Here is a 14,627-nt window from a genome sequence, read left to right on the forward strand (position 1 = left end):
TCCATGTCTTCAGAGAGGTGCAGGGTGAAAATTGCCATATTGTCCCGGGATGGAACGCTCTATTCATGTAAACGCCTGCGTGAGGCGGCGGCGAAACGCGGGCATCAGGTTGAGATCCTCGACCCGATGTCCTGCTATATGAACATCGACCCGGCCGCTTCGTCGATTCACTACAAAGGCCGCAAGCTGCCGCACTTTGATGCGGTGATCCCGCGCATCGGCTCCCAGATCACCTATTACGGCACCGCCGCGCTGCGCCAGTTCGAGATGCTGGGCAGCTATCCGCTCAACGAATCCGTCGCCATATCCCGCGCCCGCGACAAGCTGCGCTCGCTGCAGCTGCTCGCCCGTCAGGGGATCGATCTCCCCGTCACGGGGATTGCCCATTCACCGGACGACACCAGCGATCTCATCGATATGGTGGGCGGCGCGCCTTTGGTGATTAAGCTGGTGGAAGGCACGCAGGGCATTGGCGTGGTGCTGGCGGAAACGCGTCAGGCGGCGGAGAGCGTTATTGACGCCTTTCGGGGCCTCAATGCGCACATCCTGGTGCAGGAGTACATCGAAGAGGCGAAAGGGCGCGACATCCGCTGCTTCGTGGTCGGCAATGAGGTGGTGGCGGCCATTGAGCGCCAGGCGAAAGAGGGCGATTTCCGCTCTAACCTTCATCGCGGCGGCGTGGCGCGGGTAGCCGATATTAGCGATCGCGAACGGGAAATTGCCGTGAAAGCGGCGCAAACCCTGGGGCTGGACGTGGCGGGCGTAGACCTTCTGCGGGCGACGCGCGGGCCGCTGGTCATGGAGGTGAACGCCTCGCCGGGGCTGGAAGGCGTGGAAAAAACCACAGGTGTCGATATTGCGGGTAAAATGATCGCATGGATCGAGCGACATGCCACGCCGGGCTACTGTCTGAAAACGGGCGGTTAAATGGTATTGAACGCACTTTTTGCGTAATCTATGCGAAGTTTTTATTGAAGAGGCTGCACAGCGATGGATTTACAGATCGTACCTACACTGGATACGTTACGTCAATGGCTTGATGATGCCGGAATTACGTTCTTCGAATGCGATTCCTGTCAGGCGCTGCATCTGCCTCATATGCAGAATTTCGACGGCATTTTCGATGCCAAAATCGATCTCATTAACGACGTGATCCTTTTCTCCGCGCTGGCCGAAGTGAAGCCGTCCGCGCTGCTGGCGCTGGCCTCCGACCTGTCGGCGATCAACGCCAGTTCTTTGACGGTGAAAGCATTTCTCGACATACAGGATGATAATCTGCCAAAACTGGTCGTTTGCCAGTCTTTATTCTCCGGTGCCGGGCTGTCGTTCAAGCAGTTCTCCTGGTTTATGCGCTTGAGTGAAGAGCAAATTTCCATGGTCATGATGGAAGCCAATGCACACCATCTGCTGTATAGCGCGGAAGATGATGCAGAGAATAATGATGCATCTCCCAATTTTCTTCACTAAGCCTGTCTGACTTTTGCGCAGTCGCTGCCATAGCGGCTGCAGAAGGCCATTTTTTCTGCTGCTTTTAACCTTTCTTTAAAGAATTTTTCACCTCCCTGAAGGCCGTTTCGGCTTATCACGTAGACATAACCTGCATAAAAAATTGATAAAAGGCGTTTTTTCGTCTGGGCTATAGCCGGAGACACGGGCTACAGTTATTCTTGCGATGCTTAAAAAAGCGAGCGGAAGCTGCCGGGTAAAGAGGTTTCTTTTTATTTTAGGCAGAGCGACAAACTATGCATGATTATTGCATATCTTCAGATTGCACAGTTTTAGTTCGTTTGTTAACGAGCTTTCAGAAGGAATAAAGATATGATCGCCTTGAATAAAAAATGGTTATCGGGTCTGGTTGCGGGTGCTCTGATGGCCGTCTCTGCCGGCACGCTCGCTGCGGAACAAAAAACGCTGCACGTTTACAACTGGTCTGACTATATTGCGCCGGACACGGTGGCGAATTTTGAAAAAGAAACCGGCATTAAAGTGGTCTACGACGTTTTCGATTCCAACGAAGTGCTGGAAGGAAAACTGATGGCGGGCAGCACCGGGTTTGATCTCGTGGTGCCTTCTGCAAGCTTCCTCGAGCGCCAGCTGACGGCAGGCGTCTTCCAGCCTCTGGACAAGAGCAAGTTACCGAACTGGAAAAACCTCGATCCGGAAGTGCTGAAGCTGGTGGCGAAGCATGACCCGGACAACAAATACGCGATGCCTTACCTGTGGGCGACCACCGGTATCGGCTACAACGTGGATAAAGTCAAAGCGGTGCTCGGCCCGGACGTCAAACTGGACAGCTGGGACGTGGTGCTGAAGCCGGAAAACCTTGAGAAGCTGAAAAGCTGCGGCGTCTCCTTCCTCGATGCGCCGGAAGAGATTTTCGCCACCGTGCTGAACTACCTGGGCAAAGACCCGAACAGCAGTAAAGCCGATGATTACACCGGCCCGGCGACCGATCTGCTGCTGAAGCTGCGTCCAAACATTCGTTATTTCCACTCGTCTCAGTACATCAACGACCTGGCGAACGGCGACATCTGCGTCGCGATCGGCTGGGCAGGGGACGTGTGGCAGGCGGCTAATCGCGCGAAAGAGGCGAAAAACGGCGTGAACGTCTCTTACTTCATTCCGAAAGAGGGGGCGCTGGCGTTCTTTGACGTCTTCGCGATGCCGGCTGATGCGAAAAACAAAGACGAAGCCTATCAGTTCCTCAACTACCTGATGCGTCCTGAGGTGATCGCCCACATCAGCGACCACGTTTACTACGCGAACGGTAACAAGGCCTCGGTGCCGCTGGTAAGCGAAGAAATCCGTAACAACCCGGCTATCTATCCGCCAGCGGATGTGTTCGCTAAGCTCTTCACCCTGAAAGTTCAGGATCCAAAAATTGACCGCGTGCGTACCCGCGCGTGGACCAAGGTGAAAAGCGGTAAATAACGGCGTTTGGTATTGTTGCCCGGTGGCACTGTCGCCTACCGGGCCTGTACAACCCGTAGGCCGGGCAAGCATTAGCGCCGCCCGGCGATGCGCACCCTGACGGTGCGTTTGCACCAGTACTGATCTATGCCGGAGAACACCCCGTGAATGACGCGATCCCCCGCCCGCAGGCGAAAGTCCGTAAAGCGCTCACCCCGCTTCTTGAAATTCGTAACCTCACCAAATCTTTCGATGGCCAGCATGCCGTGGACGACGTCAGCCTGACTATCTATAAAGGCGAAATTTTTGCCCTTCTGGGGGCTTCTGGCTGCGGAAAATCGACCCTGCTGCGTATGCTGGCCGGTTTTGAACAGCCCACCGCCGGGCAAATCATGCTCGATGGCGTGGATCTCTCCAGCGTGCCGCCGTATCAGCGCCCGATTAACATGATGTTCCAGTCTTACGCGCTGTTCCCGCACATGACGGTGGAGCAGAACATCGCCTTTGGCCTGAAGCAGGACAAGCTGCCGAAGGCCGAAATTACCGCGCGCGTGGCCGAGATGCTGAGCCTGGTGCACATGCAGGAGTTCGCGAAGCGTAAGCCGCACCAGCTCTCCGGCGGCCAGCGCCAGCGCGTGGCCCTGGCGCGCAGTCTGGCAAAACGTCCGAAATTATTGCTGCTCGATGAGCCGATGGGGGCCCTGGATAAAAAGCTGCGCGACCGCATGCAGCTCGAAGTGGTGGATATCCTGGAGCGCGTGGGGGTGACCTGCGTGATGGTGACCCACGACCAGGAAGAAGCGATGACCATGGCCGGGCGTATTGCGATCATGAACCGCGGGAAGTTCGTGCAGATCGGCGAGCCGGAAGAGATTTATGAGCACCCGACCACCCGCTACAGCGCGGAGTTCATTGGCTCGGTTAACGTTTTCGAAGGGCTGCTGAAAGTTCGTCAGGAGGATGGGCTGGTCATCGAATCGCCGGGGCTGCAGCATCCGCTTAAGGTCGATCCTGATAACTCCGTGGTGGACAACGTGCCGGTCTACGTCGCGCTGCGTCCGGAGAAAATCATGCTCTGTGAGGATCCGCCTGCCGATGGCTATAACTTTGCCGTAGGCGAAGTGGTGCACATTGCCTATCTGGGCGACCTGTCTATCTACCACGTGCGGCTGAAAAGCGGGCAGATGCTCAGCGCGCAGCTGCAGAACGAACATCGCTACCGCAAGGGGCAGCCAACATGGGGTGACGAAGTGCGCCTGTGCTGGGATGCTGACAGTTGCGTAGTGCTGACGGTATAGGAGCGGCAAATGAGTGCACTTGAACCTCCAGCCCGCGCAGAAAAGCCGGGCGGCTTTGCCCAGTGGCTGACGCGCATGCAGATGAACCACGGCCGCAAGCTGGTGATCGCCATGCCGTACGTGTGGCTGATCCTGCTGTTCCTGCTGCCGTTTCTGATTGTTTTCAAGATAAGCCTGGCGGAAATGGCGCGGGCGATCCCGCCCTATACCAACCTGCTGGACTGGGCCGACGGGCAGCTGACGCTGACGCTTAATCTCGGCAACTTCCTGCAGCTCACCGACGATCCGCTCTATTTCGAAGCGTATCTACAGTCGCTGCAGGTGGCGGCAATTTCGACGCTCTGCTGTCTGGTGATGGGTTACCCGCTGGCGTGGGCGGTGGCGCACAGCAAGCCGTCGACGCGTAATATCCTGCTGCTGCTGGTGATCCTGCCGTCGTGGACCTCGTTCCTGATCCGCGTTTACGCCTGGATGGGGATCCTGAAAAACAACGGCGTGCTGAATAACTTCCTGATGTGGCTCGGGGTTATCGATCAGCCGCTGACGATCCTGCACACCAACCTCGCGGTCTATATCGGCATTGTGTACGCCTATCTGCCGTTTATGGTGCTGCCGATCTATACGGCCCTGACGCGTATTGATTATTCGCTGGTGGAAGCGTCGCTCGATCTCGGCGCCCGCCCGTTAAAAACCTTCTTCAGCGTCATTGTCCCGCTGACCAAAGGCGGCATTATCGCCGGATCAATGCTGGTCTTTATCCCGGCGGTAGGGGAGTTTGTGATCCCGGAACTGCTCGGCGGCCCGGACAGCATCATGATTGGCCGCGTGCTGTGGCAGGAGTTCTTCAATAACCGCGACTGGCCGGTGGCCTCTGCGGTGGCGATTGTTATGCTCCTGCTGCTGATCGTGCCGATCATGTGGTTCCACAAGCATCAGCAGAAACAGATGGGAGATCACGGATGAACAACTTACCGGTAGTGCGCTCCCCGTGGCGAATAGCGATCCTCGTTGTCGGCTTTACCTTCCTGTATGCGCCGATGCTGATGCTGGTGATCTACTCCTTCAACAGCTCCAAGCTGGTGACGGTCTGGGCAGGCTGGTCGACGCGCTGGTACAGCGAGCTGTTCCACGATGATGCGATGATGAGCGCGGTGGGGCTGAGCCTGACGATTGCCGCCCTGGCGGCGACAATGGCGTCCGTTCTGGGTACGATCGCCGCGCTGGTGATGGTGCGCTTCGGGCGTTTTCGCGGCTCAAACGGTTTCGCCTTTATGATCACCGCGCCGCTGGTTATGCCGGACGTGATCACCGGCCTCGCTCTGCTGCTGCTGTTCGTGGCCCTGGCGCACGCCATCGGCTGGCCGGCGGATCGCGGCATGCTCACCATCTGGCTGGCGCACGTCACCTTCTGTACGGCGTACGTGGCGGTAGTGATCTCCTCGCGCATGCGCGAGCTGGATCGCTCCATTGAAGAGGCGGCGATGGATCTTGGCGCGACGCCGCTGAAGGTCTTTTTCATCATTACCCTGCCGATGATTATGCCGGCGGTGATCTCCGGCTGGCTGCTGGCGTTTACGTTGTCGCTGGACGATCTGGTTATCGCCAGCTTTGTCTCCGGACCGGGCGCGACGACGCTGCCGATGCTGGTCTTCTCCAGCGTGCGCATGGGGGTTAACCCGGAGATTAACGCCCTGGCTTCCATCATCCTCGGCGTGGTCGGAATTGTCGGATTTATCGCCTGGTATTTGATGGCGCGCGCGGAAAAACAGCGCGTGCGCGATATCCAGCGTGCAAGACGCGGCTGAAGGATTTAAAATTTCCAGTGAAGTGCCGCGCATGACGCGGCACTGTTTTTCAGGGAAGTAAAACATTGGGATTATTAAATAAATCACGTACTACGCACGCGCGTCCTAACGTACCTGCACTGGTTCAGGTGGCGGCGCTCGCCATTATTATGATCCGCTGCCTGGACGTGCTGATGATTCTGAACACCCTGGGCGTGCGCGGCATCGGTGAATTCATTCACCGCAGCGTGCAGACGTGGAATCTGACGCTGGTCTTTTTGAGCAGCCTGGTGCTGGTGTTTATCGAGATCTACTGCGCGTTTTCGCTGGTCAAAGGACGCAACTGGGCGCGCTGGGTCTATCTGCTGACGCAAATTACCGCCGCCAGCTATCTGTGGGCCGCCTCGCTGGGATACGGCTACCCGGAGCTGTTCAGCATTGCCGGGGAATCCAAACGCGAGATCCTGCGCGCGCTGTTTATGCAAAAACTGCCGGATATGCTGGTTCTGTTTCTGCTTTTTATCCCCGCCTCCAGTCGGCGGTTCTTCCGCCTGCAATAATGTGTATAATCGCAGCCCTCGTGATTCTTAAGGTTTTCATATGCAGTGCGCACTCTATGACGCCGGACGCTGCCGCTCCTGTCAGTGGATAGAACAGCCGGTCTCTCAACAACTCACCGCCAAAATGGCCGACCTGCAACAGCTGCTCGCAGCGCACGCGGTGGGCGAGTGGTGCGCACCCGTCAGCGGCCCGGAGCAGGGCTTTCGTAATAAAGCCAAAATGGTGGTCAGCGGCAGCGTGGAAAAACCGCTGCTGGGGATGCTGCACCGCGACGGCACGCCGGAAGATTTAACCGACTGCCCGCTGTATCCCGCCTCCTTTGAGCCCGTCTTTGCCGCGCTGAAACCGTTTATCGCGCGTGCAGGATTAACGCCATACAGCGTCGCCCGCAGGCGCGGCGAGCTGAAATACCTTCTGCTGACGGAAAGCCAACTCGACGGCGGCATGATGCTGCGCTTCGTGCTCCGCTCCGAAACCAAGCTGGAGCAGCTGCGCGCGGCGCTGCCGTGGCTGCAGGAACAGCTGCCGCAGCTGAAGGTCATTACGGCGAATATTCAGCCGGTGCATATGGCGATCATGGAAGGGGAGAAAGAGATTTTCTTCACCGACCAGCACGCGCTGGCCGAAAGCTTCAACGGCGTGCCGCTGTGGATCCGCCCGCAAAGCTTCTTCCAGACCAACCCGACCGTGGCAAGCAGCCTGTACGCCACCGCCCGCGACTGGGTACGTGCGTTAAACATCCAGCATATGTGGGATCTCTTCTGCGGCGTGGGCGGCTTTGGCCTGCACTGCGCCACGCCCGAGATGCAGCTCACCGGCATTGAGATCTCTGCCGAAGCGATTGCCTGCGCGAAACAGTCTGCCGCCGGGCTGGGGTTAACGAATCTGCACTTCCAGGCGCTGGACTCCACGCAGTTTGCGACCGGCCAGGGCAACGTGCCGGAGCTGGTTCTGGTCAACCCGCCGCGCCGCGGCATCGGCAAGTCGCTGTGCGACTACCTGAGCCAGATGGCGCCCGAGTACATCGTCTATTCCAGCTGTAACGCCCAGACCATGGCAAAGGATATCGGCAGCCTGCCGGGCTACCGCATTGAACGCGTTCAGCTTTTCGATATGTTCCCGCATACTGCGCATTATGAAGTGCTGACGTTGTTGGTGAAAACGCGCTAATCCTTAACACAGCGCCACCCGGCATGAACCCCGCACAATGTTCAACAAAATGTGAACTCTTCCCCCGCTCGAAATCAGGTAAGCTTACGTCATAAGAAATGATTGAAGGCTTACCCATGAAGCAGATCCTGCTGGTGGAAGACGACCACGATATCGCGGCGCTTCTGCGACTCAATTTAGAAGACGAAGGCTACGCCATCACCCACGAGCCCGACGGGGGCAAGGCCTTACAGCGCCTTGAAAAACAGCCGTGGGATGCGGTGATCCTCGACCTGATGCTGCCCAACGTTGACGGTCTGGAGATTTGCCGCCGCATCCGTCAGATGACGCGCTACCTGCCGGTGATCATCATCAGCGCCCGCAGCAGCGAGACCGACCGCATTACCGGGCTGGAAACCGGCGCTGATGATTATCTTGCGAAACCATTCTCGGTTCAGGAACTCATTGCACGCATCAAAGCGCTGTTCCGCCGCCAGCAGGCGATGGGGCAGGCGCAAACCGACGGTCAAATTCAGGCCCACGGTCTGACCATCGATCCGCTGGCGCGCAGCGTGCTGCTTCACGGCCAGGTGGTGGATCTCACCCCGCGCGAATTCGAGCTGCTGTACTTTTTTGCCCGTCATCCTGGCGAGGTCTTTTCGCGTCTGGCGCTGCTGGAGCAGGTCTGGGGCTATCAGCACGAAGGCTATGAGCACACCGTTAACACCTATATTAACCGCCTGCGCATCAAGATTGAGAAGGATGCCGCCGAGCCGGAGATTATTCGCACCGTCTGGGGCAAGGGCTATAAGTTTGCGGAGCCAAATCATGATGCGCCGCTTTAGCCTGAGCCAGCGCCTGACGCTGCTGTTCATCCTGCTGATGATGCTCTGCGCCACCGTCGCCTGCGCGGTACAGCTCTACACCAGTACACAGTACGGTAATGCGATGGTGCAGCGGCTGTCGGGAGGGCTGGCGCAGCAGATCGTTCAGCGTGAAGCGATTCTGGACGCGCAGGGCAGGGTCGACCGAACGGCACTCAAGCCGCTGTTTGATCGGCTGATGACCTTTAATCCGAGCGTTGAGCTGTACGTCGTCTCCCCTGACGGCGATATCCTGGCCGACGCCGCACCGCCGGGGCACATTCAGCGGCAAAAAATCGATCTGGCCCCGGTGCAGACCTTCCTGAGCGGTACCGCCATACCGGTCCTGGGCGACGACCCGCGCAGTAAAAATAAAAAGGTCTTTAGCGCCACGCCGCTGCGGCAGGACGGCGAGCTAAAAGGCTACCTGTACATTATTTTGCAGGGCGAGGAGTCAAACGCCCTGGCGGAGATGGCCTGGTACAAGGCGCTGTGGAGCACGGTGCTGTGGTCACTGCTGTGGGTTGCGCTGTTTGGCCTGCTGGCAGGTTTACTGGTCTGGTACTGGGTTACGCGCCCGGTAAAACAGCTAACGGTCGAAGTCGCCGGGCTGGAGCAGGACAGCATCAGCGCTATCAGGCAGCTGGCGGCACAGCCGTCGGACGCGGCGGCAAAGGATGAAGTGGCGATCCTGCGCAACAGCTTTATCGAGCTGGCGCGCAAAATCTCCCGCCAGTGGGACCAGCTGGCCGACAGCGATCGCCAGCGCCGGGAGTTTATCGCCAACATTTCGCACGATCTCCGTACGCCGCTGACCTCGCTGCTGGGCTACCTGGAAACCCTGTCGCTAAAAGCCGCCACGCTGACGCCGCAGGAGCACCAGCAGTATCTCGCCACCGCGCTGCGTCAGGGGCAAAAAGTCCGTCATCTTTCGCAGCAGCTGTTTGAGCTGGCGCGCCTTGAGCACGGCGGCATTAAGCCGCAGCGCGAGCGTTTTGCGATGGGGGAGTTAATTTCCGACGTGGCGCAGAAGTTTGAGCTCACCGCCCGCACGCGCGAGGTGAATCTGCATATTGACGTGCCGGGACCGCTGCCGCTGATTAACGCCGACGTGTCGATGATCGAACGCGTAGTGACCAACCTGCTCGATAACGCGATGCGCCATACGCCAGGCGGCGGGGAAATTCGTCTGGCGGTCTGGCAGGAGAATGAACGGCTTCAGGTCGAAGTAGCAGACAGCGGAACGGGCGTGGATGCCTCGCTGCGCGACGATCTGTTCCAGCGCCCATCGGCGTTGAATACCCAGGCATCGCGGGAGAATCGCGGCGGGCTGGGGCTGTTAATCGTGAAACGCATGCTGGAGCTGCACGGCGGCGGGATTAGGCTGATGGAGTCGGCGAGCGGTGCACGGTTCAGGTTCTTTGTGCCGCTTTAAGAAATTGCCGGGTGGCGGCTTTCGCCTTACCCGGCCTACAGACTACCACCCCCGCAGGCCGAGTCACCCGGCAAAAAACGTTACTGCGGGAACCACTGCTCGCTGATTTTCTGATACGTACCGTCCGCTTTAATCGCTTTCAGCGCGCCGTTCAGTTTTTCCAGCAGGGCCTTGTTATCCGGACGTACCGCGATGCCGAGGCCCGTACCGAAGTACTGCGGATCGGTCACTTTCTCGGTTGCGGTGCCCAGCTGCGGATTGGTTTTCAGCCATTCGTTCACCACGGCGGTATCGCCGAACACGCCGTCGATGCGGCCATTTTTCAGGTCGATAATCGCGTTCTGATAGCTGTCATAGGCGACGGTTTTCACTTCAGGATGCTTGTCCTGGAGGTATTTCTGGTGCGTGGTGCCGTTTTCCATCCCGATGCGTTTGCCTTTCAGCTGCTCGAAAGAGGTATAAGCGCCTTTCTTCGCAATCACGACCGCAGAGTTGGCATAGTACGGGTCGGTGAACGCGACCTGCTTGCTGCGCTCAGGCGTGATGTCCATCCCGGAGATCACCGCGTCGTATTTTTTAAATTTCAGCGACGGGATCAGGCTGTCGAAGGCATGGTTGGTAAAGGTGCAGTCGGCCTGCATTTGTTTGCACAGCGCTTTCGCCAGGTCGATATCGAAACCGACGATCTGGTTGCTGGCATCCAGCGATTCAAACGGCGGATAGGTGGCGGACACGCCAAAATTGATTTTATCAGCTGCGGATGCGCCAGCGGCGAAGGTGGCGAGTAATGCGGCCAGAACTAACTTTTTCATTGTAATGCTCCCGTCTGTCTTATTTATGCGCCGTGTCTGCGGCATGGATGTACAATGCCATTTAATGAATTTATATGCAATAAAAATGATTAAATATTATTTAATGGTAAAAAAAAAGCGGATAACCCATCAGGTTACCCGCTCCATAAATACCGTTTTATGCACTCGCGTAGTTAATTTCTGCGCTCAAACGCCAGTGCTCTGCGCTCGATCAGGCGCATCATCAGCGTCAATAGACCGTTAACCACCAGGTAAACCACGCCTGCCGCACCGAACACCATCACGTCATAGGTGCGTCCGTACAGCAGCTGTCCGTGACCCATCACCTCCATCAGGGTGATGGTATAGGCCAGAGAGGTACTCTTGAACACCAGTACCACTTCGTTGGAGTAAGAGGAGAGCGCGCGCTTAAAGGCGTACGGCAGCAGGATCGCCAGCGTGTCTTTCTTGCTCATGCCCAGCGCTCCGCAGGACTGCCATTGTCCTTCCGGAATGGCGCGGATCGCCCCGTAGAACAGCTGGGTGGTATAGGCCGCACTGTTCAGCGAAAGGGCAATCAGAGCGCACAGCCACGGTTCAGAAAGCAGATGCCAGATAACCGGATACTCCTGCAGCGACGGAAACTGGCCCGGGCCGTAGTAAATCAGGAAGATCTGCACCAGTAGCGGCGTACCGGTAAACAGGGTGATGTACCCGCGCACAATCCACACCAGCACCGGCGTTTTCAGCGTCAGGATGATGGTGAAGATAAGGGCCAGGATCAGCGCCACGATAATGGACGCCACGGTCAGCGTCAGGCTGGTGTGGAGCCCTTTCATCAGCTCGGGGAAATATTCAAGCATCAGCCTGGTCTCCGTTCAAAGCGCGTCGCACGCAGGTCAATACGCTTGAGGATGTACTGACTGAGCAACGTGATCACCAGGTAGATAGCCGCCGCCACAATGTACCAGGTAAAAGGCTCCTGGGTGCGGGTGGCGATGCTTTTGGTTTGCAGCATCAAATCGTTAACGCTTATCAGGCTCACCAGCGCGGTATCTTTCAGCAGCACCAGCCACTGATTGCCGAGGCCTGGCAGGGCATGGCGCCACATCTGCGGCATGACCAGACGGAAGAAGATCGCTGATTTCGACAGACCTAACGCCTGACCCGACTCCCACTGACCCTGCGGCACGGCTTTCAGCGCACCGCGCAGGGTTTGCGACGCGTACGCGGAGTAGAGCAGGGAGAGGGCAATCACGCCGCACAGGAACGGGCTGACGTCGAAGTTTTCAATCTGCATCTGCACCGGGATCTGCGCAAAGCCAAGATTGATCGTGAAGCCGTCCGACAGCGTCAGCAGCAGCTGTGAGGAGCCGAAATAGATAAACAGGACCACCAGAATTTCCGGTAGCCCACGCAGCACGGTGACCAGCGCGGAGCCTGTCCAGGCGACGGGGAACCATTTCGCGGATTCCCACACCGCAAAGAACATCGCCAGCACGAGGCCGATAATCAGTGCGCAAACGGCAAGGCCGACGGTCATCCCGGCGGCGCTTGCTAAAGGAAAAATTTCATTCATCAGGAATTACTTCTGGAACCATTTTTTGTAGATGGTTTCGTAGGTGCCGTCTTTCTTCACTTTTTCCAGCGCAGCGTTGAATTTCTGCTGCAGCTCAGTGTTGCCCTGACGAACGGCAATCCCCAGACCGGTACCGAAGTAATCCTTATCGGTCACTTTGTCGCCCACTGGCGCCAGTTTATCGTTGGCTTTCAGCCACTCGGTCACGACCGCGGTATCACCAAATACGCCGTCGATACGGCCATTTTGCAGATCCAGCTTCGCGTTCTGGTAGCTGTCATACGGAACGGTGGTAATTTCCGGATGTTTATCCATGATGAATTTCTGGTGCGTGGTGCCGTTCTGCACGCCAACTTTTTTGCCTTTCAGCTGATCGACAGAGGTGAATTTCCCTTTCTGACCAATGAACAGGGCGGAGTTGTCGTAGTAAGGGGTGGTGAACAGCACCTGCTTTTCACGCTCCGGGGTGATGTCCATACCGGCCATCACGGCGTCGATACGGCGGAACTTCAGGCTTGGGATCAGGCTGTCGAACGCCTGGTTGCTGAAGGTACAGGTCGCGTCGATCTCTTTACACAGGGCGTTAGCCAGGTCCACGTCGAAGCCAACAATTTTGTTGTTCGCATCAATCGACTCAAACGGAGGGTAAGAGGCTTCCGTGGCGAAACGAATGGTCTGGGCTGCGGTAGCGGAAAGGGTAACGCCAGCAAGCAGCACGGCAAGTAATACTTTTTTCATTATATTTCCCCTGACACAATCAATGAGATAAATAGTTTTTGAAGGCATCGGTTTGCGGGTTCGCGAAGCAGCCCGCATCACCTTGCTCAACGATATAACCGTTTTCCATATAGACCACACGGCTGGCGGTTTTACGCGCCACTTCCACTTCGTGGGTGACGATAACCTGCGTAATATTGGTTTCCGCCAGCTCGCGAATGATGCTGACGATCTGGGCGGTAATTTCCGGGTCCAGCGCCGCGGTTGGCTCATCAAACAGCAGTACCGCGGGCTCCATCATCAGCGCGCGGGCAATGGCCACGCGCTGCTGCTGACCACCGGAAAGGTGCAGCGGATAGCGGTCGCTGTAAGGCTTAAGACGCAGACGATCCAGCAGCTTTTCGGCACGCGCGATCGCCTGATCCTTGCTTAACCCCAGCACGCGGCACGGCGCTTCAATCAGGTTTTGCAGGACGGTCAGATGCGGCCAGAGATTGTATTGCTGGAAGACCATGCCGACGTTTTGACGCAGTTCGCGAATCGCTTTATCAGACGGCGTTTTTGCGAAGTCAAAATGGTTACCGGCAATTGCCAGCGTACCTGAACGGGGCATTTCAAGCAGATTAAGGACACGCAGAAGGGAGCTTTTGCCTGCACCGCTTGGGCCAAGCAAAACCAGCGTTTCGCCTTCCGGGCAGTTCAGCGTGATGTCAAACAGCGCCTGGTGTGCGCCGTAGAAGCAGTTAATGCCGTTTAGTTTAATACTCATCGGGGCAGTCTTTACTCATCCAGGCAATCTATAGCAATTGAGGCCGCAGATAGTACCGTTGACAGAATAGTTATGCAATATTTATGCGTTAAAAGTTAAATATAACCCGTGTTTCCTCTTAAACATAGCACAAAATAGCGAACGGTAAGGTCGGCGAGTATAAATGTCGGCATTCCGCATGAAATGCCGCACATTTTACGGGGGTTACCAGGTTGTATCGGCGGGTTTAGCGATTCTCAATCGACTGGCGAAGGGTGCCTGCCGGGGCATGAACGCTGCCGCCAACGTAGCGCACGTCGTCTACCGCCCAGCACTGTCCTTCACGGATCATCAGCACTTCATCCTGCCAGGTTTGGGTTCCCTGCGTCAGCTTCACGCGCAGCGGAATATTGCGGGCATCGGTGTTCGGGATGGTTGACGCGCTGGCCACTTCGGCGCTGTCCGGCAGCGTGGTACGGCTGGAGAACGGATCGGATTTCAGCAATGTGTTGTGCTGAGGATCGCGGGTAGCGTCGTTAAGCAGTTTTGCCAGACCGTCGCTCAGATACGGGCGCAGGCCGGTGAGATCGTTGCTGCGGTGCTGAATGCGATAATCATAGAACTGCTGCGCCACGGTGTCCGGGCCGCCCTCAATGCAGGGGCCGCTGCGGGTACCGATATCCTTAAAGGCTGGCGTGACCGTGGTGGTACAGGCGCTGAGCACCAGCGCGCAGGGCACCAAAAGTGTTAAAGCAGAATAGCGCATGTTGATTTCCTTATTTATTAACTATC

At 57.1% G+C, this 14,627-nt stretch carries 16 protein-coding genes; 10 read left to right on the forward strand and 6 right to left on the reverse strand.

What is annotated here, in order from left to right; genetic code table 11:
* Positions 1 to 24: 24 nt before the first annotated feature.
* The 10 genes from rimK (at position 25) to ACJ69_RS02950 (ending at position 10,000) form a co-directional block, all read left to right on the forward strand.
* On the forward strand, positions 25 to 927 hold the full coding sequence (gene rimK, locus ACJ69_RS02900) for a 30S ribosomal protein S6--L-glutamate ligase (RefSeq protein WP_029739445.1): 903 nt from the start codon (positions 25 to 27) through the stop codon (positions 925 to 927).
* Positions 928 to 990: 63 nt separating this feature from the next.
* A complete protein-coding gene (locus tag ACJ69_RS02905; protein WP_054830185.1) occupies positions 991 to 1,467 on the forward strand; it encodes a YbjN domain-containing protein in 477 nt (158 codons plus the stop codon).
* 351 nt (positions 1,468 to 1,818) lie between these two features.
* Positions 1,819 to 2,931, forward strand: a complete 1,113-nt coding sequence (gene potF / locus ACJ69_RS02910; protein WP_023335062.1) for a spermidine/putrescine ABC transporter substrate-binding protein PotF — start codon at positions 1,819 to 1,821, stop codon at positions 2,929 to 2,931.
* Positions 2,932 to 3,074: 143 nt separating this feature from the next.
* On the forward strand, positions 3,075 to 4,208 hold the full coding sequence (gene potG / locus ACJ69_RS02915; RefSeq protein WP_059346402.1) for a putrescine ABC transporter ATP-binding subunit PotG: 1,134 nt from the start codon (positions 3,075 to 3,077) through the stop codon (positions 4,206 to 4,208).
* A gap of 9 nt (positions 4,209 to 4,217) precedes the next feature.
* Positions 4,218 to 5,171: a putrescine ABC transporter permease PotH gene (gene potH / locus ACJ69_RS02920; RefSeq protein ID WP_029739446.1), complete on the forward strand. Its 954-nt coding sequence runs from the start codon at positions 4,218 to 4,220 to the stop codon at positions 5,169 to 5,171.
* Positions 5,168 to 6,013, forward strand: coding sequence for a putrescine ABC transporter permease PotI (potI, locus tag ACJ69_RS02925; protein ID WP_059346403.1), 846 nt, complete (start codon positions 5,168 to 5,170; stop codon positions 6,011 to 6,013). Before potH ends, potI begins: the two co-directional genes overlap by 4 nt.
* A gap of 65 nt (positions 6,014 to 6,078) precedes the next feature.
* Positions 6,079 to 6,552, forward strand: coding sequence for a YbjO family protein (locus ACJ69_RS02930; protein ID WP_059346404.1), 474 nt, complete (start codon positions 6,079 to 6,081; stop codon positions 6,550 to 6,552).
* Between the two features lie 40 nt (positions 6,553 to 6,592).
* Entirely contained in the window at positions 6,593 to 7,723 is a 1,131-nt protein-coding gene (gene rlmC, locus ACJ69_RS02935; protein ID WP_054830186.1) for a 23S rRNA (uracil(747)-C(5))-methyltransferase RlmC, read from the forward strand.
* 116 nt (positions 7,724 to 7,839) lie between these two features.
* Positions 7,840 to 8,547, forward strand: coding sequence for a response regulator transcription factor (locus ACJ69_RS02945; RefSeq protein WP_059346405.1), 708 nt, complete (start codon positions 7,840 to 7,842; stop codon positions 8,545 to 8,547).
* Positions 8,531 to 10,000 carry a sensor histidine kinase gene (locus tag ACJ69_RS02950; RefSeq protein ID WP_059346406.1) on the forward strand — a complete coding sequence of 490 codons (1,470 nt, stop codon included), beginning with the start codon at positions 8,531 to 8,533 and terminating at the stop codon, positions 9,998 to 10,000. The genes ACJ69_RS02945 and ACJ69_RS02950 overlap by 17 nt, the downstream gene beginning before the upstream one ends.
* An 80-nt stretch (positions 10,001 to 10,080) precedes the next feature.
* Here the strand turns inward: ACJ69_RS02950 and artJ are convergent, their stop codons facing one another.
* The 6 genes from artJ to ACJ69_RS02980 form a co-directional block, all read right to left on the reverse strand.
* Positions 10,081 to 10,812 carry an arginine ABC transporter substrate-binding protein ArtJ gene (gene artJ / locus ACJ69_RS02955; protein WP_025912906.1) on the reverse strand — a complete coding sequence of 244 codons (732 nt, stop codon included), beginning with the start codon at positions 10,810 to 10,812 and terminating at the stop codon, positions 10,081 to 10,083.
* Positions 10,813 to 10,985: 173 nt separating this feature from the next.
* Positions 10,986 to 11,654: an arginine ABC transporter permease ArtM gene (gene artM, locus ACJ69_RS02960; protein ID WP_029739452.1), complete on the reverse strand. Its 669-nt coding sequence runs from the start codon at positions 11,652 to 11,654 to the stop codon at positions 10,986 to 10,988.
* Positions 11,654 to 12,370, reverse strand: a complete 717-nt coding sequence (artQ, locus tag ACJ69_RS02965) for an arginine ABC transporter permease ArtQ (RefSeq protein WP_023310941.1) — start codon at positions 12,368 to 12,370, stop codon at positions 11,654 to 11,656. Before artQ ends, artM begins: the two co-directional genes overlap by 1 nt.
* Positions 12,371 to 12,376: 6 nt before the next feature.
* A complete protein-coding gene (gene artI / locus ACJ69_RS02970; protein WP_008500032.1) occupies positions 12,377 to 13,108 on the reverse strand; it encodes an arginine ABC transporter substrate-binding protein ArtI in 732 nt (243 codons plus the stop codon).
* Positions 13,109 to 13,127: 19 nt separating this feature from the next.
* Complete coding sequence (artP, locus tag ACJ69_RS02975; RefSeq protein WP_023335075.1) at positions 13,128 to 13,856, reverse strand: arginine ABC transporter ATP-binding protein ArtP; 729 nt, start codon at positions 13,854 to 13,856, stop codon at positions 13,128 to 13,130.
* 226 nt (positions 13,857 to 14,082) lie between these two features.
* Positions 14,083 to 14,601 (reverse strand): lipoprotein, encoded by a 519-nt coding sequence (locus ACJ69_RS02980; RefSeq protein WP_029739453.1) that lies wholly within the window; start codon positions 14,599 to 14,601, stop codon positions 14,083 to 14,085.
* Between the last annotated feature and the right edge of the window lie 26 nt (positions 14,602 to 14,627).

Source organism: Enterobacter asburiae (genome assembly GCF_001521715.1).
Lineage (GTDB): Bacteria > Pseudomonadota > Gammaproteobacteria > Enterobacterales > Enterobacteriaceae > Enterobacter > Enterobacter asburiae.

Coding starts and splice junctions, on each gene's coding strand:
- ACJ69_RS02905 (WP_054830185.1), top strand. CDS start 991: ATGGATTTACAGATCGTACCTACACTGGATACGTTACGTCAATGGCTT.
- potF (WP_023335062.1), top strand. CDS start 1,819: ATGATCGCCTTGAATAAAAAATGGTTATCGGGTCTGGTTGCGGGTGCT.
- potH (WP_029739446.1), top strand. CDS start 4,218: ATGAGTGCACTTGAACCTCCAGCCCGCGCAGAAAAGCCGGGCGGCTTT.
- potI (WP_059346403.1), top strand. CDS start 5,168: ATGAACAACTTACCGGTAGTGCGCTCCCCGTGGCGAATAGCGATCCTC.
- rlmC (WP_054830186.1), top strand. CDS start 6,593: ATGCAGTGCGCACTCTATGACGCCGGACGCTGCCGCTCCTGTCAGTGG.
- ACJ69_RS02945 (WP_059346405.1), top strand. CDS start 7,840: ATGAAGCAGATCCTGCTGGTGGAAGACGACCACGATATCGCGGCGCTT.
- ACJ69_RS02950 (WP_059346406.1), top strand. CDS start 8,531: ATGATGCGCCGCTTTAGCCTGAGCCAGCGCCTGACGCTGCTGTTCATC.
- artJ (WP_025912906.1), bottom strand. CDS start 10,812: ATGAAAAAGTTAGTTCTGGCCGCATTACTCGCCACCTTCGCCGCTGGC.
- artM (WP_029739452.1), bottom strand. CDS start 11,654: ATGCTTGAATATTTCCCCGAGCTGATGAAAGGGCTCCACACCAGCCTG.
- artQ (WP_023310941.1), bottom strand. CDS start 12,370: ATGAATGAAATTTTTCCTTTAGCAAGCGCCGCCGGGATGACCGTCGGC.
- artI (WP_008500032.1), bottom strand. CDS start 13,108: ATGAAAAAAGTATTACTTGCCGTGCTGCTTGCTGGCGTTACCCTTTCC.
- artP (WP_023335075.1), bottom strand. CDS start 13,856: ATGAGTATTAAACTAAACGGCATTAACTGCTTCTACGGCGCACACCAG.
- ACJ69_RS02980 (WP_029739453.1), bottom strand. CDS start 14,601: ATGCGCTATTCTGCTTTAACACTTTTGGTGCCCTGCGCGCTGGTGCTC.